Source organism: Fundicoccus sp. Sow4_H7 (assembly GCF_052115865.1).
In the GTDB taxonomy this organism is placed as follows: Bacteria; Bacillota; Bacilli; order Lactobacillales; family Aerococcaceae; genus Fundicoccus_A.
In genome coordinates this window covers 140980-162702 of sequence record NZ_JBQKME010000002.1, presented here as the reverse complement: position 1 = coordinate 162702, position 21723 = coordinate 140980, and the positions used below count along the sequence as shown (strand labels likewise).

The 21723-nt window shown below is 34.1% G+C and carries 23 protein-coding genes and 1 other annotated feature (1 of these 24 only partly in view); of the genes, 19 read left to right on the top strand and 4 right to left on the bottom strand.

What is annotated here, in order from left to right:
* Positions 1-13, top strand: a sequence feature (ribosomal protein L21 leader region) (it extends 65 nt beyond the left edge of the window).
* Positions 14-33: 20 nt separating this feature from the next.
* The 4 genes from rplU to recD2 all read left to right on the top strand — a co-directional run bounded on the left by rplU (position 34) and on the right by recD2 (position 3541).
* Positions 34-342 (top strand): 50S ribosomal protein L21, encoded by a 309-nt coding sequence (rplU, locus tag ACTQ54_RS03480; RefSeq protein ID WP_441754710.1) that lies wholly within the window; start codon positions 34-36, stop codon positions 340-342.
* 1 nt (position 343) lies between these two features.
* Positions 344-679, top strand: a complete 336-nt coding sequence (locus ACTQ54_RS03475; protein ID WP_441754708.1) for a ribosomal-processing cysteine protease Prp — start codon at positions 344-346, stop codon at positions 677-679.
* 14 nt (positions 680-693) lie between these two features.
* Positions 694-984, top strand: coding sequence for a 50S ribosomal protein L27 (gene rpmA / locus ACTQ54_RS03470; protein WP_441754706.1), 291 nt, complete (start codon positions 694-696; stop codon positions 982-984).
* Positions 985-1096: 112 nt separating this feature from the next.
* Positions 1097-3541 carry an SF1B family DNA helicase RecD2 gene (gene recD2 / locus ACTQ54_RS03465; RefSeq protein WP_441754704.1) on the top strand — a complete coding sequence of 815 codons (2445 nt, stop codon included), beginning with the start codon at positions 1097-1099 and terminating at the stop codon, positions 3539-3541.
* A 5-nt stretch (positions 3542-3546) separates the two neighbouring features.
* Here recD2 and ACTQ54_RS03460 read toward each other — a convergent pair whose 3' ends face one another.
* Both ACTQ54_RS03460 and ACTQ54_RS03455 read right to left on the bottom strand, forming a co-directional pair.
* Complete coding sequence (locus tag ACTQ54_RS03460; RefSeq protein ID WP_441754702.1) at positions 3547-4299, bottom strand: LytR/AlgR family response regulator transcription factor; 753 nt, start codon at positions 4297-4299, stop codon at positions 3547-3549.
* 2 nt (positions 4300-4301) lie between these two features.
* The gene (locus ACTQ54_RS03455) at positions 4302-5561 is read right to left on the bottom strand and encodes a GHKL domain-containing protein (RefSeq protein ID WP_441754700.1); all 1260 of its coding nucleotides are present in this window, start codon (positions 5559-5561) and stop codon (positions 4302-4304) included.
* Between the two features lie 174 nt (positions 5562-5735).
* Here ACTQ54_RS03455 and ACTQ54_RS03450 point away from each other — a divergent pair, with 174 nt between their 5' ends.
* On the top strand, positions 5736-6356 hold the full coding sequence (locus ACTQ54_RS03450) for a hypothetical protein (RefSeq protein ID WP_441754698.1): 621 nt from the start codon (positions 5736-5738) through the stop codon (positions 6354-6356).
* Entirely contained in the window at positions 6346-6996 is a 651-nt protein-coding gene (locus ACTQ54_RS03445) for a hypothetical protein (RefSeq protein ID WP_441754696.1), read from the top strand. The genes ACTQ54_RS03450 and ACTQ54_RS03445 overlap by 11 nt, the downstream gene beginning before the upstream one ends.
* Before the next feature lie 46 nt (positions 6997-7042).
* On the opposite strand, the gene ACTQ54_RS03440 is transcribed toward ACTQ54_RS03445, so the two are convergent.
* On the bottom strand, positions 7043-7981 hold the full coding sequence (locus ACTQ54_RS03440; RefSeq protein WP_441754695.1) for a diacylglycerol/lipid kinase family protein: 939 nt from the start codon (positions 7979-7981) through the stop codon (positions 7043-7045).
* 368 nt (positions 7982-8349) lie between these two features.
* Here ACTQ54_RS03440 and alaS point away from each other — a divergent pair, with 368 nt between their 5' ends.
* The 11 genes from alaS (at position 8350) to ACTQ54_RS03385 (ending at position 18049) form a co-directional block, all read left to right on the top strand.
* Positions 8350-11010, top strand: a complete 2661-nt coding sequence (gene alaS / locus ACTQ54_RS03435) for an alanine--tRNA ligase (RefSeq protein ID WP_441754693.1) — start codon at positions 8350-8352, stop codon at positions 11008-11010.
* Between the two features lie 84 nt (positions 11011-11094).
* Positions 11095-11358: an IreB family regulatory phosphoprotein gene (locus ACTQ54_RS03430; protein WP_441754691.1), complete on the top strand. Its 264-nt coding sequence runs from the start codon at positions 11095-11097 to the stop codon at positions 11356-11358.
* Positions 11355-11792 carry a Holliday junction resolvase RuvX gene (ruvX, locus tag ACTQ54_RS03425; protein WP_441754689.1) on the top strand — a complete coding sequence of 146 codons (438 nt, stop codon included), beginning with the start codon at positions 11355-11357 and terminating at the stop codon, positions 11790-11792. The genes ACTQ54_RS03430 and ruvX overlap by 4 nt, the downstream gene beginning before the upstream one ends.
* 12 nt (positions 11793-11804) lie before the next feature.
* Entirely contained in the window at positions 11805-12143 is a 339-nt protein-coding gene (locus tag ACTQ54_RS03420) for a DUF1292 domain-containing protein (protein ID WP_441754687.1), read from the top strand.
* Between the two features lie 272 nt (positions 12144-12415).
* Positions 12416-13660 carry an endolytic transglycosylase MltG gene (gene mltG, locus ACTQ54_RS03415; RefSeq protein ID WP_441754685.1) on the top strand — a complete coding sequence of 415 codons (1245 nt, stop codon included), beginning with the start codon at positions 12416-12418 and terminating at the stop codon, positions 13658-13660.
* A gap of 132 nt (positions 13661-13792) precedes the next feature.
* Positions 13793-14416 (top strand): uridine kinase, encoded by a 624-nt coding sequence (udk, locus tag ACTQ54_RS03410; protein WP_441754683.1) that lies wholly within the window; start codon positions 13793-13795, stop codon positions 14414-14416.
* A gap of 98 nt (positions 14417-14514) precedes the next feature.
* Positions 14515-14997, top strand: coding sequence for a transcription elongation factor GreA (gene greA, locus ACTQ54_RS03405; RefSeq protein ID WP_441754681.1), 483 nt, complete (start codon positions 14515-14517; stop codon positions 14995-14997).
* A gap of 177 nt (positions 14998-15174) precedes the next feature.
* Positions 15175-15924, top strand: a complete 750-nt coding sequence (liaF, locus tag ACTQ54_RS03400; protein ID WP_441754679.1) for a cell wall-active antibiotics response protein LiaF — start codon at positions 15175-15177, stop codon at positions 15922-15924.
* Positions 15921-17009 (top strand): sensor histidine kinase, encoded by a 1089-nt coding sequence (locus ACTQ54_RS03395; RefSeq protein ID WP_441754677.1) that lies wholly within the window; start codon positions 15921-15923, stop codon positions 17007-17009. The genes liaF and ACTQ54_RS03395 overlap by 4 nt, the downstream gene beginning before the upstream one ends.
* Positions 17006-17644 (top strand): response regulator, encoded by a 639-nt coding sequence (locus ACTQ54_RS03390; RefSeq protein ID WP_441754675.1) that lies wholly within the window; start codon positions 17006-17008, stop codon positions 17642-17644. The genes ACTQ54_RS03395 and ACTQ54_RS03390 overlap by 4 nt, the downstream gene beginning before the upstream one ends.
* An 81-nt stretch (positions 17645-17725) precedes the next feature.
* Positions 17726-18049, top strand: coding sequence for a HesB/YadR/YfhF family protein (locus tag ACTQ54_RS03385; protein ID WP_441754673.1), 324 nt, complete (start codon positions 17726-17728; stop codon positions 18047-18049).
* 79 nt (positions 18050-18128) lie between these two features.
* On the opposite strand, the gene ACTQ54_RS03380 is transcribed toward ACTQ54_RS03385, so the two are convergent.
* Positions 18129-19115, bottom strand: coding sequence for an aspartate-semialdehyde dehydrogenase (locus ACTQ54_RS03380; protein ID WP_441754671.1), 987 nt, complete (start codon positions 19113-19115; stop codon positions 18129-18131).
* 400 nt (positions 19116-19515) lie between these two features.
* On the opposite strand from ACTQ54_RS03380, the gene lysA reads away from it, so the two are divergent.
* Positions 19516-20808, top strand: a complete 1293-nt coding sequence (gene lysA / locus ACTQ54_RS03375; RefSeq protein ID WP_441754669.1) for a diaminopimelate decarboxylase — start codon at positions 19516-19518, stop codon at positions 20806-20808.
* A gap of 16 nt (positions 20809-20824) precedes the next feature.
* Positions 20825-21715 carry a 4-hydroxy-tetrahydrodipicolinate synthase gene (dapA, locus tag ACTQ54_RS03370; protein ID WP_441754667.1) on the top strand — a complete coding sequence of 297 codons (891 nt, stop codon included), beginning with the start codon at positions 20825-20827 and terminating at the stop codon, positions 21713-21715.
* Positions 21716-21723: the final 8 nt, after the last annotated feature.

Sequence of the window (21723 nt, the reverse complement as noted above, 5' to 3'; positions counted from 1 at the left end):
TCTGAGTGTAAATAAAAATAAGGAGGTGCTTGGATGTACGCAATTATTAAAACAGGCGGAAAACAAGTAAAAGTTGAAGTTGGTCAATCTATTTTTGTTGAAAAATTAGATGTTGCCGAGGGAGAAAAGGTTACTTTTGATGAGGTAATTTTAGTCGGTGGAGAATCAACTAAAGTAGGTGCACCATTTGTAGAGGGCGCAACAGTAGAAGCTACTGTAGAAAAAAATGGTCGTGCGAAAAAAGTGGTTACTTTTAAATACCAACGTCGTAAAGACTCACACCGCAAACAAGGTCACCGTCAACCATACACAAAATTAACAATCGATTCTATTAACGCATAAGATGATTAATATTCAATTTAAGATGGATTCAAAGCAAGCAATTAAGGAATTGACGATGACCGGTCATGCTGGATATGCTGATGAAGGTTATGATATTGTCTGTGCTGCTGTTTCAAGCCAGGTTATATCAGTTGAAAATTCTTTAGAGCATCTTTTAGGTGTTTCAGCAGATGTTGATGTCGATGAGGTTAAAGGGGGCTATTTGAAAATAGTTTTACCGGAGATCAAAGAACCGAAGCTACATCATGATGTTCAGTTGCTTATGGAACATTTACATTTCGCCTTAGAAATTCTTGCAGAGAATTATCCTGAATTTATTCATATTTCCAATAAATAAAGGAGGTAACCAATATGTTAAAATTAAATTTACAATTATTTGCAACTAAAAAAGGTGGTGGATCCACTCAAAACGGTCGTGATTCCATTGCTAAACGTCTAGGTGCTAAAGCAGCTGATGGACAAACTGTAACTGGTGGATCAATTATTTACCGTCAACGTGGAACTAAAGTTCACCCAGGAAATAACGTAGGTCGCGGTGGCGATGATACTTTATTTGCTAAAATCGAAGGTGTTGTTCGCTTTGAGCGTAAAGGTAAAAACAGAAAACAAGTTTCTGTTTACCCAGTAGCACAAGAAGCGTAATAATATTAAATATCAAAAGGTAAAAATGGAGCAATCTGTTTTTACCTTTTTTTTATTTTATAAGGCCTATCAAACTATGCTATACTATAGTAATAGAAATGAGGTGAGCCAGTTGTTCGAAAATAATCGTGAAGAAGAAATTATTGTAGGTATGGTGGATACCATCATATTCGAAAATCCGTCTAATTTATATAAAGTGATTCGCGTTGTGATTGATGAAGATCAAACCAGTCTCTTAATGGATACAGACATTGTTTGCACCGGGCAATTTGCGACTCTCCATTTGGATACAACTTATGAATTTTACGGACATCTAACCAATCACCCTAAATACGGGCAACAATTTAATGTCACGCGTTATCAACAAATGGCGCCAACTTCTGAAGAAGGTTTAACTGAATACTTATCGAGTCATCGTTTTAAAGGAATAGGGACAGTTTTAGCAACGAGGATTGTTGATACTTTAGGGACAGATGCCATTGATAAAATTCTGGCAGATAGTCAAGCCCTAAAGGAAGTCAATGGTTTAACGCAGAGAACAGCTAAAGGATTAAGAGATGCACTCTTGGAACATCAAGGGACTGAACGTGTCTACATGCAGCTCAACACTTGGGGTTTTGGACCTAAAACGGTTGATAAAATTTATCAAATCTATCAAAGTACAGCGATTGAAGCGATTAAAGAAAATCCTTATGAATTAATCGAAAAAATTGAAGGAATTGGTTTTACTAAAGCAGACCAATTAGCTGAGTCACTTGGATTTGAAGCGGATGCCATTGAACGCGTAATGGCTGGGATAATTACAGTTGTCAGTCAGCGTTCAATGAATGAGGGAGACACTTATGTTAATGAGGACATCGCTTTGTCAGAAGCTCAACGATTACTAGAAAATAGTCGACGCTTTCTCATCTCCAATGAACTATTACAACAATCAGTTGATAAAGCGGTACTTGAAAAACGACTTTATCGTCTAGCAGAAGGCATTATGATTCCAAGTTTATATTTTGCTGAGATTGGAATTGTCAAGCAATTATCACAATATTGGCAATACGAGGAAGTCGAACGCTTTACAAAAGAAGAAATCATAGAAGCAATACCTAAAGTTGAAGAAGTAACAGGGATTCAGTACGATAACTGGCAAAAAGAAGCCCTACAAACAGCCATTGACTCACCGATGTCTATTATTACAGGTGGACCTGGTACAGGAAAGACGACTCTAGTACAAGGAATTATTGTCCTGCATTCTATTTTGCATGACTATACCATAGACGAAGATGATAGATATGGTCATGAAAATCCAGTCCTACTAGCTGCCCCAACAGGACGTGCAGCTAAGCGTATGAAGGAAGTAACAGGGATAACTGCCTCAACAATCCATCGCTTAATTGGTTTTACCCGTGATACTTTAACCAATGATTTTTATTCTAATCAATTAGAAGGTAGTTTGTTAATTGTCGATGAAATGTCGATGGTGGATACTTGGTTGATGAATTGGCTACTCCAAGGGATTCCCTATCACATGCAAGTTGTATTTGTAGGTGACCAAGATCAGTTACCATCTGTTGGTCCAGGGAAAATTTTTAATGACCTTATTCAATCCCAAGTCATTCCCACCGTTTCACTCACGCGAATTTATCGGCAAGCAGCCAATAGTTCTATTATAAAATTAGCGCACTCCATTAGAAATAATACATTACCTAATGATTTATTAGAAAAAAAATCTGATCGCTCTTTTATTCAATGTCATGTGAATCAAGTAGGGAACGTAATCCATCAAATTGTGGCAAAAGCCTTGCCTAAAGGATTCAATGATAGTAATTTACAAGTGTTGGCTCCAATGTATAAAGGACCCGCTGGGATTAATGCTTTAAATAAATCCTTACAAGCACAACTAAATCCACCCGCTCCTAAAAAGCATGAAGTTGTTTTTTTTGAAACGATTTTTCGGGTAGGAGATAAAGTTTTACAATTAGTCAATAATGCCGAAGAAAATGTATTTAACGGTGATATTGGAAATATTGTTGCCATTCACTATAAAAATCAAACCGAATCGAAGTCTGATGAAATTGTTGTTGAATTTGATGAGAATGAGTTAACGTATAAACGTAATGACTTTAATCAATTGACCTTAGCATACTGCACATCCATCCACAAAGCACAGGGTAGCGAATATCCACTGGTTATCCTTCCTTTAGTAGACCAGTATTCACGGATGCTAAGGAAAGATCTCTTATATACCGCAGTAACAAGGGCACAATCAAGTCTAATCTTATTAGGTGACCCGAATTCATTTGTTAAAGCTGTCATGAAAAATGAAGAGCCAAGAAAAACCTTTCTAGCAGACCTACTAAAAATTGAATTCAAAAATCGCTTAGAAAATCTAAATACTGAATCCAGCAAAGAGCAAGAGGTTGAACATACAACCCCCCCTCAAAATAAATATCAGCTAACCATGAATAATTTCTTAACGGTGGATCCAATGATTGGCATGATTGGAACGACACCTTATGATTTTCTAGCAGTAAATGCAAATGAAATAATAACAGCCAAAGACTGATCGAATTAATCATACTTTGGCTGTTTTTCTAATAATAGTTGTTTTATTTTTTTGATGCGACTATTTGCCAACAGACAAGTAGAGCCATTCATCATTTTGACAAGCTTGTTTTTTGTGTCGATACTTTCCACATTATCAATATTAATAACAAATGACTTATGACAACGAACAAATGAATCATCATATTTTTCAATGTTACTCAAGCTATCGTAAGTTTGATATTGGCTGTCAAAGGTATTTATTGCAATTTTATGAGCTTGTGGCAAGGATTCAAAAAATAGAATTTTATCGATACTAATGGTGCGCGTTTTACTACCGGAAGTAAAGACAAATTGTTTTTGACGACTATTGCCTTGAATTTGTCGTTCTCTTATTAATTTTAAGATTTCAATCATTTGTCCTTGTATTTGCTCAACGGATGATTTAACAATAAAATCAAGTGCTTCAACTTTATATTTAAAGGTCACAGCTGCCATTTCAGCATGAGTTGTAATAAATACAATAGATCCAAGTTGATCATATTCTCTAATTGCTTGTGCTAACTGTAATCCATCCATTTCGTGATTTAAATCTATATCTAGAAAATAAATACCATTGCTAATATCTTTTTCTTTTAAGCTTTCAAGAATATCTATAGGATTATCTGTAGCTAAAGTAAGTTCCATTTCTAAATCTTCCATCATGACATAATTATTAATAATCGTTTGGAAGTTATTCAATTGACTTAAATTATCCTCACAAATAAAAATAGACTGCATCTTTATCCGACCTCCTTAGGAATAACGATTTCTTGAGTGAATACATAATTTATTGCCTGAGTATTTAGTAAAAGATTCGAAGGAAGGATTAGCTGATCTAGATTATATAAACCTAAGCCTGAATTACTTTCTTTGCTTGTATAGCCTTTTGTTTTAATCGTATGGATATCCATTGACTCATGGCGCATAGAATTACTAACGATGATAGTTTGTGAATCTTCATTTTCGATGAAAGCTACAGCAAGTTCACCCTTATTTATTAAACGAGCTTCTTCAATGGCATTATCTAAAATAATCCCTAATATTCTAGGTAAAGAATTTATTTCAGCATGTTCAAGTTGAAAGACTTGTTGTAATTCTAAATGGATAGTAATCCCTAAGCTCTGCGCATAGATTAATTTAGCATATAACAAATGACGAATTCCAGAATGATGAATATAGACAAGCTTTTCTAATTGTTGGTTGGATGTTTGTTCTATATTATTATATTTATGGAGTTCTTTATTAAAAAATATATGCAATTGTTCCCATTTTTCATCTTGAATATATCCATTTAAAGCTAACAATAAGTTATGGTAGTCATGTCTAAACGCTCTCACTTCATCGTACTGCTGGCTAATTAATTGGCTAAATTGATTATTTAATTCAATTTTTGCTTTTTCTTGCTCAATCATTTGAATTTGGCGGTTACTTGAATCAAAAATAGTCAGAATCATCATTAATAAAAAGACAATTAAGGCAAAAACTAAAGTAAATAAAAATATCCAACTATCGTAATTAAAACCAAAATAGATAAACAACTGATTGATCTGACGATAATACAAGAGAAAAAAGCAAATTAAGAGTAAATTATAAACAATACTTTGGCTGAATTCCCATCTATTCATCATATATTCGACAGCTTGGTTGAAGAGAAAGGTAAATAAACTTATCCATCCTAAGTTAACCATGATTGATATAGCAATATTTGGATAGGAGAACCAATTATTTACGCTTGGTCCTACAAAATAAATAATTAAAGGAAAGATAGTATAAATGATGCTTTTACTAACATCTTTGCTATTCCAATACAAAATGACAAAGAAGATGATGAAATAAAATAAAGGGAGCAGAGTATCGCGATAAATTAAACTGAACTGACTGATAGTAAAGATTGACACTAACAATAACAATTTAGCAAACCGATTTAATTTTGGTTTCTGCATGAGAAAAGAATAAATCAAATAAAGGGGAGTTAAGTAGTTATAAAAATTAAGTAGCATAAACAAACCTCCTAGCTTTTGATGGATTATGAGTGAAAACAAGTCGTTTAGGAAGGATTTCCCTAAAACGTTACTTTATTCATTATAATCTAAGTAAGAAGTTGAATGAAGGTTTAATGTATAGTCAGTATAGGTCAGAGTGGTTTGATTGTCAACATGAAAGAGGAGAAAGTAATGAAAAAAATAATTAAATTGTTTATAATAGTTGGCTTTATGTTATTTAGCAATTTCATTGCATTGGATGTGAATGCTCAAGAAAATTTTGGGGATTTTCCGTATGAAGGAACCTATCTAACAATCCAAAATGATACCATTAGAGGTTATCATTTCAACCATGAAAATCAAACAATAACCATTTATACACAATACGCTGAAAATGGTTATGCTTATTTAAATCAAATCATTAATTCAGGCAGTTATTTGCTTGATCCATCCACTACTTCAGAAGAAATTGCTGAGTTCCGAGATAAATGGGGTATCGATGAGGTTGATTTGAGTGAAGTTTTACATCTTGCTGCTGATCAAGTAGAACCATGGATGAATAAAACGGATGTAATGAAATTGGTCTATCAGTATATCCCTGGGATTCATGTGATTCAAGATATTAACAGTAATCGTGTTGGAGAAGTATTGTTAGTCAATGCAAAGATTGAAGCTTCACAGTCCGTATGGCGTGTTTCATTATTAGGAAATGATCGTTTACTTCGTTTTGAGATGACGGAAGATGCTAGTCAGTTAATCGATGACCGTGGTATTATTTATGAAAAAGTGGAGGATGAAGAACTTGAGATTTAAACAGGCTATACTTAAACTTTCTTTCCTTCTTATATTCATACCCAATCTAAATGTACAAGCACAAAATTTTAATTTTGATGGGACTTATTTAACTGAAGATACTTCGCAAAGTATTCTAGGTTTTGATATTGAACAAGAAAATAATCGAATTGTTGTACTTGGTCAACCTTATCTAGGTACTTTTAATAACAATTATGCAAGTAGTCAATCGCAACGCTTTTCAATCATCTTAAATTATTTAAATAATCAATTGGATTGGTCGACCATGACCAAGGAAGAAAAAAGTATTTTTAATGAAAAGTATCAAATAGATTATGCTACGTTATTAAGAAATTATGCGGATAATGAATTAAATGCTGAAATAGGACTTACAGACTTAACATGGGATATGTATTTGGATCTCCAGTTGCCAGGTATTTATAATTGGTCGCAAAAAATCTCTAAAAATCAGATATATGGCCAATATATTGTTATCAATCAGCCAACAATAAGCTTTAATCAAAGTTATTGGGAAATTACTTTATTTGATCTTCCTTCAGCTGTTTTAAGGTTTGAAGCTAATGCGGATAAAAGTCAATTAAGAGATGATTTTGGTGTGATTTATCATTTGCAAGAAGAGACCATCAACCGATTTGAATAAAAAAGCATGAGAAACTACTGTACCATAAAGTTTCTCATGCTTTTTATTATAAGTAAAAGGGAAATTCAGAAAGGCGAATGGATAAATCAGCCTGGATAGGTGTTAAATCTTCGCCATCTACCTGCCCTCGAATCGCTTTATTTAACTTTAACTCCATTGTATCTCCCGTAAAACGCGTTACGTTTGGTGAAAGATGTTGGTCTTGCTTAATTAAAATACTAAATAATAAGCTAATAATCGCTTTAAAATTCACATCATGAATAATGATCAATGACAGTTCTTTGTTTTCATGACTCGCTAAATTATCTAATTTAATTCCGCCACCAAAATAAGGATTATTCATGATACAGGCTAAATAAGCATTGTTAATTATATGCGTTTCTCCATCAACTTGAATGGTCAGATTAAATGATTGAAGTATATTTAAACTTTTAAAAATTGAAACGAGATACGCAAAGTGTCCATCTAAATATTTTCTTAAAAAAGATTTTTTGTCTATTTGTTGCGTTAAGTAATTCACTTCGGCATCAAAACCAAAACCAAGACTATTCAATACGATATCGTTAATATTTGTTGTTCTGTCATAAAAAGTAAAAATAGGAATTGTTTTAACTTGACGAGAGAAAAGCATGGTTTCAATGATTTGACGAATTGATTTATTGGGCTGCCAAACGCGGTTAAAATCATTACCTGTTCCTGTTGCGATATATGCGATAGGAACGTTAAGACCCATTTGAATCATCGCACCAACCACTTCATGTAATGTTCCATCACCACCTAACACAAGTATTTGTTGATTTTCGGGATTAAAACCTTTGCTCATGATTTGTTGTGTTATAACTTTTGCATGACTCGCATAATCTGTGTAATATGTCAGATAGGTTATTTGATAACTATTTAAAATACGATATACCTCTTCTAGGGCATCCTTACCTTTTCCAGCTCCCGAATTAAGGTGACAAATTATATAAATACGTTCACTCATGGGTTTTCCTTTCATTTACAAACTGTACTAATAAATACCTCTCTTCTATATTATACTTTAGTTAAGCTAAATGTGAATGCTATTTTCATTATTTATTTTATATGTTAAATTGACAAATGCTTGTTAAAAAGCTATACTAGGCCATAACGAGGCTATGTTTTAAATCCTTTAGAGAGATTTTATTAAGGTGAAAAAAATCAACGATTTGAAATGCTCCCTCAAGTTAAACTAATAGAAATATTAGCGCATGATTGGCGTTATCAATCGTTGAAGATGTAATGAACAAGAGTCGTTATAAGTAAGGTGGTACCGCGGTAGTCGCCCTTACATATAATGGGTCTTTTTTTATTTTTTAGGAGTGTGAATGTATGCGAAAATTATCCAGTGTTCAAATTAGACGGATGTTCTTAGATTTCTTCGAACAAAAAGGGCATGAAGTACGACCAAGTGAATCTTTGATTCCTATCAATGATCCAACGCTATTATGGATTAACTCAGGAGTGGCAACGCTAAAAAAATATTTTGACGGAACAGAAATACCTGCTAACAAACGAATTGCTAATTCGCAAAAAAGTATTCGGACCAATGATATTGAAAATGTTGGAGTAACAGCTCGTCATCATACCTTATTTGAAATGTTAGGAAACTTTTCAATTGGGGATTACTTGAAAAAAGAAGCGATCGATTATGCTTGGGAATTTTTAACCAGTCCAGATTGGTTAGACTTAGATCCAAGTCGTTTGTTTGTAACCTACTATCCTGAGGACAAAGAAACAAAGGAATTATGGACTGAAGTTGAAGGTTTTAATCCAGAGCATTTGATTCCAACTGAAGATAATTTTTGGGATATTGGTGCAGGTCCATGTGGTCCTAATACGGAAATTTTCTATGATCGTGGCCAAGAACATAATGATTTGCCTGAAGACCATCCAGAAAGCTATCCAAGTGGGGAAAATGAAAGATGGTTAGAAATTTGGAATTTAGTGTTTTCAGAATTTAACCATTTACCAGATGATACCTATGTACCACTTCCTACAAAAAATGTCGATACTGGGATGGGCTTAGAGCGTATTGTATCGATTATTCAAGATACACCGACTAACTTTGAAACAGATTTATTTATGCCAATCATTAAAGAAATTGAATCACTAACAGATGGTATTGTTTATGAAGATAATCCAAGTGCAAAAGTAAGTTTTAAAGTTATTGCTGACCACATTCGTGCTGTAACCTTTGCGATTAGTGATGGTGCTCTGCCGTCAAACGAAGGACGCGGATATATTATTCGTCGATTGATTAGACGTAGTGTTATGCACGGTCGTCGTTTAGGTATCAAAGAGGCCTTCTTAAGCCAATTAGTTCCAATTATTGCAGAAGTCATGGGTGATCATTATGAAACCTTACGAACCAATTATGAATTCGTCCAACAAATTATTTTAAACGAAGAAGAGCGATTCCATGAAACCATTGAAGGTGGAGAGTCTCACTTACAGGCAATAATTAACCAATTAGAAGCAGATAATCAAACTGTCATTCCAGGTGAACAAGCATTTCAATTGTACGATACTTATGGTTTTCCATTAGAATTAACAGAAGAAATTGCTCAAGAAAATAATTTAAGGGTAGACCAAGATGGTTTTGATGCACAAATGCAATTACAAAGAGAACGTGCAAGAGCTGCGCGCTCAAAAGAAGAAAGTATGCAAGTTCAAAGTGATGTTTTTAAAGATATTACCACTAGTTTTGAATTTGTTGGCTATACGACTTTACAAACAAATGCTACAATTAAAGCCATTGTTATGGATGATCAACGTGTAGACCAATTACCGACTAATGGCCAAGCTTGGGTTATTTTCAATCGCAGTCCTTTCTATGCAGAAATGGGTGGTCAAGTTGCCGATACAGGTGGCGTTTATGACGGTGATCAATTGCTTGCTGAAGTGGTTGATGTACAAAAAGCTCCAAATGGACAATATATGCATCGTTTACGCACCTTTGATATGCCATTAAATGTAGAACAGTCATATACTTTAGTCGTAGATCGTTCTAACAGGCTGCATATCAACCAAAATCATACAGCAACACACTTACTTCACCAATCATTAAAAGAAGTATTAGGGGAGCATGCTAACCAAGCAGGTTCATATGTTGGTCCAGACCGCTTACGTTTTGACTTTTCACATTTTGGTAAAGTCACAGAAGACGAATTAAAGCAAATAGCCAATAAAGTAAATTATATGATAGAAAATGCTGTAGATGTTGATATCCAAGAGATGCCAATTGAGGATGCCAATGCAATGGGGGCCATGGCTTTATTTGGTGAGAAATATGGTGATGTTGTTCGCGTTGTTAATATTGGTAATGAGTCCATTGAATTATGTGGGGGAACTCATGTCAATAATACAAATGAAATTGGAACTTTTAAGTTAATTAGTGAATCAGGTATCGGTGCTGGTATGCGTCGTATTGAAGCCTTAACGGGCCAAGCAGCGATTATGGAATATCAAAAGAATGAACAATTACTTAAATCGATTCAAGAAGAACTAAAAGTGAGTCAAATCAGCCAGCTGATGAACAGGGTACAAGCACTTCAAGAAGATGTAAAAGAATCGCATGCAAAAATTGAATCTCTAAATAGCAAATTGATCCAAAGTCAAGCAGCTGATTTATTAAACAATACGCAGACAATCAATGACTTAAGTTTCGTTGTTGTAAATCTTGAAAAGCAAGATATGGATTCTTTACGCCAGCTAGGAGATACTTGGCGCCAAAAAGAGAGCTCAAATCTTTTAGTCTTAGTTTCAGCAGTAGAAGATAAAGTTAATTTGATGGTGTTGGCAGATGATACTGCGATTGCTTCTGGTCTAAAAGCTGGAGTTGTCATCAAACCTTTAGCTAAGATTGTTGGTGGTGGCGGAGGTGGTCGTCCACAAATGGCTCAAGCTGGTGGGAAAGAAGTTCAAAACATACCACAAATGATTGAGGCTGTTCCTGAGACCTTGCAAGCATTATTAAATCCAGAAGCATAATTTTTTCTTGATATTCTGCAAATTCATTTCATTTATTTATTTTCTAGGGTAAAATATAGTCAATAGAAAGGAATGGTGATTACTTTGCTATCATTAGATGAAACAATTCTGTTTAAGCTAGATGATTTAAATAAACGTTCAATTCGAGAAACTTTGGAGATAGTCTATTCTGCGCTAGAGGAAAAAGGCTATGATCCTATTAATCAAATAGTTGGTTATTTATTATCGGGAGACCCTGCATATATTCCACGTCATAAAGATGCGCGTAATTTGATTCGTCACCATGAACGTGATGAAATTGTTGAAAAGTTAGTTGAATATTATTTAACGGATAAGGAAAGTGAATGAGTAAGTACCAAAGAGTGTTGGGGTTAGATGTAGGAACTAAAACAGTTGGAATTGCCATTAGCGATTTGATGGGATGGACTGCACAAGGTTTGGAAACACTTCGGATTGATGAAGAAAAAAATGAGTTTGGCTATCAAGCGTTACTGAAGGTCATTGATGAAAATCAAGTGAAGACGATTGTGATTGGTTTACCTAAAAACATGAATAACACCCTAGGACCACGTGCTCAAGCCTCGCTTAATTATGGTGATGCTTTGAAAGAACTTCGGCCTGAATTAAACATTGTTTACCAAGATGAACGCTTAACAACGACGCAAGCTGAACGCATGCTAATTTCGGAAGGAAATGTCTCGCGTAAGAAGAGAAAAAAAGTTATCGATAAACTTGCAGCAGTCATTATTTTACAAAACTATTTAGATTATTCCAACAAATGAAAGGTGATTTTAATGAATAAAAACGAAAACAACCACAACCATGATCATCATCACGATCATGACCACGATCATGATCACGACCATGAGTATATTACGATTTTAGATGAAGAAGGTAATGAATCTTTATATGAAATTTTATTTACTTTCGAGTCAGAAGAATACAAAAAAAATTATGTTTTGGTCTTCCCAGCTGGTACAATTGAAGATGAAGATGTTGAACTTCAAGCTTATTCTTATATTGAAACAGAAGATGGGCAGTCTGGGGCATTACAACCAATTGAAACCAATGAAGAATGGGATATGATTGAAGAAGTTCTGAATACGTTTCTTGAAGATGATGATTTAGCCTAATACATTTCTCTTATTTATAAATAAATAACTAATTTAATTTTATAATGTAATAATCCGAATGTTTTATGATAGTATTAAGAATGGAAGTTGCCTGTCATTCAGGTTATATCCCGTTTAACTATCAAAATCATTCGGATTTTTGAGCTTTAATTTTATTTATTTTTCTATAAATAAATATAACGTTAGTGAATTGTAAGCTTGATTTAATAGTTTGTTCTAAATTTATTTGTTATAATCAGCAATAAAACAATCATCACTTTTTAGGAGTATATATGGCAAAATTTAATTGGAGAGAAATTAGACAAAGAGCTAAAGAAAATGAAAATCAGTTTGTAAAAGAAAGATTGTGGACAAATCGCATCGTTCGGATAATCTTGCTTACTTTTTTTGTTCTTTTAATCATTGTAGTGGTCGGGGGATATTTATTTATATCAACGGCTTTAAGTCCTATGAATCCAGATAATAATAATTTAGTTGAAATTACTGTTCCGATAGGTAGCACATCAAAAGATGTAGCGAATTTACTAGAAGAAAATGATTTAATTCGTAATGCAGATATATTCAGTATTTATATGCGTTCACAAGATATGAGTGATTTACAAGCAGGTCACTATTCATTCAACCAAACGATGGATTTTGAACAGTTAGTTTCCGTACTGAATGAAGGTGGTAAACCGATATTCGAAGATATTGATACGAATATAACGGTTATTGAAGGGATGCAGTTAGAAGAAATCGCAGCAATAATGGAAGAACAAACACCGATTACGGCAGAAGAGTTTATGGCAGTTGCAAATGATGAGGATTTTATTGCAGATTTAACTGAGCAATTCCCGTCATTATTAGCAGGTATTGCTGAAATTGAAAACTTAAAATATCCATTAGAAGGATATTTATTTCCTGCAACCTATGATTATATCGCAGGTATGTCAGCTGAAGAAATGATTTTCCAAATGGTATCAAAGATGAACATTGAATACCAAGGCATACGTGAAGATATTGATCAAACATGGATGACCTTCCATCAAGTCTTAACTTTAGCTTCGATTGTCGAAAAAGAAGCGGTGACTCAAGAAGATCGTGATTTAATTGCAGGCGTCTTTTTAAATCGTATTAATGCGGGTATGAATTTAGAATCCGATATTACTGTCTCTTACGCTTTAGGAGAACATCGTGAATTTGTCACTTATTCAGACTTAGAAGTAGATTCGCCTTATAACTTATATATGTATTCAGGTTTAGGTCCAGGACCATATAATAGTCCAAGTTTGTCTTCTATAATGGCAGCTATTTATCCTGCTTATAATGATTACTATTATTTTGTGGCGGATATTGATACAGGTGAAGTTTTCTTTACGAGCACATATGAAGAGCATATGGAACTTGTTGAAATTTATGTTAATCAAAGACAGTCGAGTATTGAGGAAGCAACAAATGATGATGAAAATGCTTCTATTAATGAAAATAATGAAAATGAGCCAAATGAAGAAGAAACCATTGACGAAAATGGAGTTTAATGGTTTAATAGTATCAATGTTTTTAAAATGATTCTTTATCAGATTAAGATAATTTTTTGGGTTGGCGCCGCTAGCGAGTCTAGTGAGCCAACCTTTCGCTATGCAAAAATACGATGCAGAGGGGGCTTTTCAATGGTTAATAGACCAATTGTTATTGGTGTAACTGGAGGTTCGGGTAGTGGTAAATCCAGTGTTAGTAAACGCATTTTACAAAGTATTTCGACTTACTCAATTGTTTTATTACAACAAGATTCTTATTATAAGGATCAATCTCATTTAGATTTTGAGGAACGATTGGCTACCAACTATGACCATCCTTTTGCTTTTGATAATGATTTATTTTATGAACATCTAAATTTACTTGTAAACGGTCAATCAATCGAGGAACCTGTGTATGACTTTGAGCAGTATACAAGAAGCTCACAAACACGAAAAAAAGATCCACGAGATGTGATTATCGTTGAGGGAATTTTAATATTGGATGATGAGCGCATCCGTAATATGTTAGATATTAAAGTATATGTTGAAACAGATGATGATATTCGTTTGGCTCGACGTATTTTACGAGATGTTCGCGATCGTGGTCGTTCAGTTGAATCTGTTATCCAACAATATGTTGATGTTGTTAAACCTATGTTTCATCAATTTATTGAACCAACAAAAAGATATGCAGATATTATAGTTCCCGAAGGCGGATATAATCAAGTTGCGATTGATTTATTAGCAACTAAAATTAGATCGATAGTTAACGAGTGAATGGATTAAAAAGTACAAACTTGTATAGATGATGCAGTATTATTCCACGCAATAATCCGAGCATCCTTTTTATACTTTAAAAAGTAAGGAGGTTTAACATGGAAGAAAAAGTATATCCTATGACAGTTGAAGGTAAAGCAAAACTTGAAGCTGAACTAGAAGATTTAAAAGTAAATAAGCGTAAAGAAATTGTTGAACGGATTAAAGTTGCCCGTAGTTTTGGTGACTTATCTGAAAACTCTGAGTATGAGTCGGCAAAAGACGAACAAGCTTTCGTTGAAGGTCGTATTTCAACTTTAGAGATGATGATTCGTTATGCAGAAATTATTGATGATAAACATGTAGCCGATGATGAAGTGACTTTAGGTCGTAAAGTTACTTTCGTTGAATTACCTGATGGAGAAGAGGAAACTTATACTATCGTTGGTAGTGCTGAAGCAGATCCATTAGCATCAAAAATTTCCAATGATTCTCCAATAGCAAAAGCTATTCTTGGGAAAAAAATCAATGATGTTGTTTCAATCGAAACACCTGGTGGTAGTTTTGATGTGAAAATCACATCAGTTTCAAAAAAAGACTAATTAGTTTACAACGTGTGAATAGTCATTCTTATCTTATTAGTAAAATAATGAGAAGTTAATGATTATCCACACGTTTTTTTGTTATACTAGAATTGAGTCATCCTATAGGCTGATGAAGTTAAAAGTTAGTTCTGTCATGCTTATAATGAATGATTTTATATATTGAGGGTGATGCTTGTGACAAATTTTTTAAAAAATAATATATTTATTATCTTAATCTTAGCTATTTTTTTTGTTGCTTTTGAAATTTTTTCATCCGTTGGCCATATGATTGTATTAGGGATAGGCTTGTTATTTCTTATTTTATATAAGTATAGTAAAACGGAGCCATATAAGCGTTTTTTCTTTATTTTAGGAATTTTCTTTCTCATTTTATCAATCTTGTTAACACAATCGATATGGGTATTTATTATTGCATTGCTGTTGTTTGTTTTGCTCTTTCAAGGTGAGCAGGGGAATGAGTTTTTTCATTTAAGTGAAGCGATGTTGCATCAATTTAAAAGCAAAGACCAATATCTCGGCATTCAATTAGTTCGTCCACAAAGTGGACAACGAACACTTATTAAAAAACAATCCATCGTTGATTTAGTGAGTCAACCTAAAGAAGTCTATCCTTGGGATGACATCAACATTGTGTATTTCGGTGGTAATTCTATCATTGATATGGGGAATACCATTTTACCTAAACAGGAAAGTACGATTGTCATCCGCAAAGTGTATGGCAAAGCACGCTTAATCATTCCCAGAGATGTTGGCATTAAAATAAATGTCAGTTGTATCCGCGGGAATGTGATATTTGAATCCCAATCTTATTCACTAGTCGGTGAGAATTTCCAATGGATGAGTCCCAATTATGATGAATCGGTTCGTCAGTTAAATATAATTGTATCATCTGTTTTTGGTGATGTAGAGGTGATTATACTATGAATATGCGTCTATGGATGCGCATCTTTCTTCACATATTGATGCTAGTATCTGCTTTAATTTTCTTGATTTTCATTGTTTTAATCTTTGGAGCAAAATTATTTACTATTAGTGATTTTCTCAAAGTGTCTTGGATTAATATCCCTTTATATGTCATTATTATTGCCGTAGTTTTAGCTGCAACACTTCTATATTCGGCATACATTGCTACGTCTTTGAATGAACCATTTGAAGAAGTAAAGAACCGCTTAAATTGGTTAGTCATGGATAAATATCAACATTCAATCTTTGAAGAGGAAGTTGATTCAGATTCTTGGTTTGATGAAAATAATATCATTATAGAAAACATCAATCGTCTTAGAGTACGCTTACTGCATTTAACAAATGATTTACAAGAATTTTCAGCAGCCCCACTTTTTGTGGGTTCTGAAACCCGTGAAGAAATCATAGAGCATGAACGACAACGAATCGCTAGAGAGCTTCATGATTCTGTTAGTCAACAGCTATTTGCTGCCATGATGATGTTATCGGCAATTAATGAAGTTGAAAAAAATGAAGAAATGACGAATCGTCGCAAACAGTTAATTAAAGTTGAAGAGATTATTAGTAATGCACAAACAGAAATGCGTGCCTTATTATTACATCTTCGACCTGTCGAATTAAATGACAAGTCGTTAAAAGAAGGTATTACCCAACTTCTTAATGAGTTAAAGAATAAAATACCAATTGAACTTATTTATCAATTAGAAGATACACAAATGGAAAGTGGAATCGAAGATCATTTGTTTAGAATTGTTCAAGAAGCTGTCTCGAATACCTTAAGGCATGCTAGAGCATCTAAATTGGAAGTCTACTTACAACAAGATCATGATACGGTTTCTTTGAAAATTATTGACGATGGCGTAGGTTTTGATATTGAACGTACTGGTAATATTGGGACTTATGGCTTGGCAAATATGAAAGAGCGCATCAATAGTTTGGGTGGCACCATAAAAATTGTAAGTCTTAAAAATCAAGGGACAATTATTGATATTTCTACCCCAATTCAAAGAGAGAAGTTACAACTGGTTAAGGAAGGTGTCAAATGATAAAAGTATTAATCATCGATGATCATGAAATGGTCCGTCTAGGTGTCGCAAGTTATTTAATGATTCAACCGGATATTGAAGTGATTGCAGAAGCTGAAAATGGCCTTATTGGCTATCATAAAGCATTGGAACTTAGGCCAGATGTTATTTTAATGGACTTGGTGATGGATGTCATGGATGGGGTTGAGTCCACTCGAAGAATCAGGGCTGAATGGCCAGAAGCTAAAATAGTAATAGTGACTTCATTCTTAGATGATGAAAAAGTTTATCCAGCAATTGAAGCTGGCGCAAAGAGTTATTTATTAAAAACATCTTCTGCCAGTGAAATAGCAGATGCGATTCGTTCAACTTTTGAAGGTGAGAATGTTATTGAACAAGAAGTAAGTGAAAAATTGTTATCGCGCAATTTTAAAAAAGCTCAGCCGCAGCTACATGATCAATTAACCAACCGCGAGTTAGAAGTCTTAGAATTGATTACTAAAGGTTTTTCTAACCAAGCGATTGCAGATCATTTATTTATTACATTAAAAACAGTGAAAACACATGTTTCTAATATTTTATCAAAACTTGAAGTGGTTGACCGTACTCAAGCGACCATTTATGCTTTCCAACACCATCTCTTTGAAGAGAGTTAAAACAGAAAGCCAGTTTAATCTTCTAGAATATAGTATAATGAATTTATATCGTTAAATATTCATAGATAGGTGGTAGATAAGATGCGGTATCAAGTTGATTTAGAAGTAACAGATAAAGTTGCGCAGTGGTTTAAAGAGGAAGTGGGAATTCCGGAAGGTGCTGGAATTCGTATTAAAACAAAAATCTACGCTAGCAGTCCAATTAATCAAAGTTATGGGTTAGCCATTGACTCAGACTTTCCAACAAAACCTATTGCTTCAGTTGAAGCAGAAAATGGCTTGGTATTTTTCATCGAAGATAATGACGGCTGGTTCTTTAATGGTTATGGCTTAAGGGTTGAGCTAGATGAAGAATTAAATGAACCCAAATATGTTTACTTAAAAGATGGCGAAGTGCTAAATTAACTAAATTTACAAAATAAAACAGCGTGAAGAGCTAGACATGGTCTGGCTTCTCACGCTGTTTTTATCGTTTGATTTAATTTTAAACTAAATTATTTTTTACAAGGGCTTCAGCAATTTGAATGGTATTCGTAGCGGCACCTTTTCTTAAATTGTCTGCTACGACCCAAAGGTTCAAACCGTTTTCGACTGAACTATCCCGGCGGATACGGCCAACTAAGACTTCGTCATGTCCTGCTGCTTGCGATTGTAGTGGATATGATAATTGTCCTGGATCATCAACGACAACAATATTGTCCACAGCTGCTAATTCTTGGCGAATGGTATCCAAGTCGAAAGCTTGTTCCAATTCCACATTGATACTTACGGCATGTGAGGTATGAATCGGTACTCGAACGGCAGTAGCTGTGACTGCTAAGTCTTTAAGCCCTAGAATTTTACGGGTTTCTTCAATCATTTTATTTTCTTCTTTGGTATAGCCGTTATCTAGGAAAACATCTATTTGAGGAATAACATTTTCATTAATTGAGTAAGGAAAATTATTAGACGTATGATTAACTAAATCATCAATCCCTGCTTGTCCTGCACCAGAGACTGCTTGATAGGTATTGTAGACCACACGTTTAATCCCGTATTTTGTTAATGCTGAAAGCGGTAGTACGGATTGGATTGTCGAACAATTAGGATTAGCAATGATTTGTGAAGGTGATTCAAGCTGCTCTTTGTTAATTTCAGGAACAATTAAATCAATGGCTGGATCCATACGCCAAAATGAACTGTTATCCACAACATAAATACCTTTTTCAGCTGCAACAGGAGCATATTTTTCTGAGATACTTCCGCCAGCTGCAAATAAGGCAATTTGAATTGGTGCTTGCAGAGAATCTTCGGTAAGCTCTTGAATTTCAATGCTTTCTCCATTAAAAGTAATGGTTTTTCCAGCTGATCGTTTTGAAGCGAATAAATATAATTTTTCAATGGGAAACTGACGTTCTTCTAAAATTTCTATCATTTTACTTCCAACAACTCCAGAAGCTCCAACGATAGCTAAATGGATACGGTGTGTCATAAGGTTGTTTCTCCTTTTATTTTAATCTATTCTATAAACTTATCATGCCATAATAAAATGTCAAGAAATAATTGAAAAATACGAAGAGATTGAAATCTAGGAAAGTAAAGCGAAGAGTAGTAGGAATCCTATTAGATTGATTTTCTATTGATTGACACATTTAAAGAGAATTGCTATAGTAAAAATAGATTAAATCGGTAGATTATCTTAAAGTTAGTGTATAAAAATTAGAAATAAATTAATAATAAGTGTTAAAATAAATGGATAAATATCCAAAAAGATTAACACTAGAAATCCGAACTTTTAATGAAATGTGTGTGATAGTTCGTTCTAATCACTGAAATTATAAGTTCGGCTTTTTACCTTTATGTATTTATTTTGAAGTTCGAGGAGATAAAGAATGAGATTAGAATCGTATCAAGTGAAAGAAAACAATCAATTGAAGCATGATGGAATAAGTTATGAAGTACTTGCCGAAAAGTATGGTACACCCTTATATATTTTTGATGAAACAAACTTTGTCCAACAAGTAAAGAAATATAAAAAAGCACTTGATAATCCATACTTTGAAACACAAATTTTGTTTGCATCAAAAGCCTTGTTAACAAGAGCCATTGGACAATTGATTGCTCAGTTAGGAATTGGGCAAGATGTTGTCAGTGCAGGCGAGATCTATACAGCTATTGAGAGTGGAGTTGAACCGAGTAAATTATATTTTCACGGGAATAATAAATTAGATGATGAATTAATATTTGCTATTGAAAATAATGTCGGAACGATTGTTATTGATAATCGTTCAGAAGCTAAGCGTCTCAATGCTATTTTAACAACTCAAGCTAAACGTCAAAGAGTGCTACTTCGTTTAAATCCAGGTGTGGAAGCCCATACCCATGAATATATTAAAACGGCTCATAATGATTCTAAATTTGGTGAAAGTGTCTTTGATCTTACCATTAAAGAAGTGATTGAAACGTTGGCTAACTATCCAACCTTAGATTTTGCTGGTTTTCATTGTCATATAGGTAGTCAAGTGTTTGAAGAACAATCCTTTTTAGATTCTGCGACAGAGATGATAGCTTTTGCTAAAATGATAGAAGATAATTTAGCAATTAATATTAAAGAGATTAACTTTGGCGGTGGCTTTGGTGTCTATTATACAGAGGAAGATCAACCCTTTGACTTAGAAACATTTTTACCGAAGTTTGTTCAGCATGTTTATAACAAAACACAAGAATTCGATTTAAAACTTGAGAAAGTGACAATCGAACCAGGCAGATCCTTAGTTAATGCAATGGGTTCGACTTTATATCGAATCGGAGATTTAAAAACAACGACAAGTGGTAAAAATTATTTATTTGTTGATGGTGGTATGACCGACAATATTCGACCTGCCTTATATCAAGCGAAATATGAGGCCTTAATAACAAATAAAGCGGAAGAAACAGCTGACACCATTTATACGATTGCAGGGAAAGCTTGTGAGAGTGGGGATAAGATAATAAATGATTATCCATTGCCAAAAGCTGAAACAGGTGATTTATTGTTGGTGAATGGCACTGGGGCATATAATTATACGATGGCTAGCCATTATAACCGTATTCCTAAACCGGCAATGATTCATATATTAAATGGTGTTGATCGATTAACGGTAAAACGTGAAAGTTTTGCTGATATGATGCGTAATGAACTTTAGAGTGGAGGAAATGTAAATGTATCTTTTTACTGGGTCTGGTGTAGCCATTTTTACACCTTTTTTACCCAATGGAGAAATCGACTGGAGTTCCTACGAGCGCTTAATAAAGTTTCATATTGAACATATGACAGATGCGATTATTGTTTCTGGGACAACAGGGGAGAATGCTACTTTAACAGATGATGAAATCATTAAGCTGATTCAATTCACCGTTGAAAAAGTAGATAAAAGAGTTCCGGTTATTGCTGGAACAGGAACGAATGATACCGCCCATACCATTCATTTAAGTCGAGCTGCAGAAGCAATTGGAGCTGATGGCTTATTAGTAGTAACGCCATATTATAATAAAACCAACCGTCAAGGAATGTTCTTACATTTTGCTAATATAGCTGATTCGGTAAATATTCCAGTTATTTTGTATCATGTTCCAAGTCGAACAGGGGTTCAATTATCGGTGGATCAAGTTGTTGAATTAAGTGAACATCCAAATATTAACGGGATTAAAGATGCAACTGGTGACCTTGAATTTACCCAAGCTGTTATTGATTCTACCCGCACGGACTTTGCTGTCTATTCCGGAAATGATGATATGATTTATGATGTTTTAGCATTAGGCGGCCAAGGAGTTATTTCAGTACTTGCAAATGTTGCTCCTTTTGAAACACATCAAATTTGTGAATTATTCTTTGACCATAGGGAAGAAGAATCAAAGCAGCTACAACAGCATCATGCTAGTCTGATCGAAAGCTTATTTTTAGAAGTCAATCCAATTCCTGTTAAATATGTCGCCTATCGTTTGAATCATTGCCACAATACCTATCGCCTACCACTTTTTGAACCAAGCAATGAAGTTAAAGAACGTTTAGAATTAGAACTTGCCAACTTAGGTCACTACCGAATAGACTAGGAGATAAA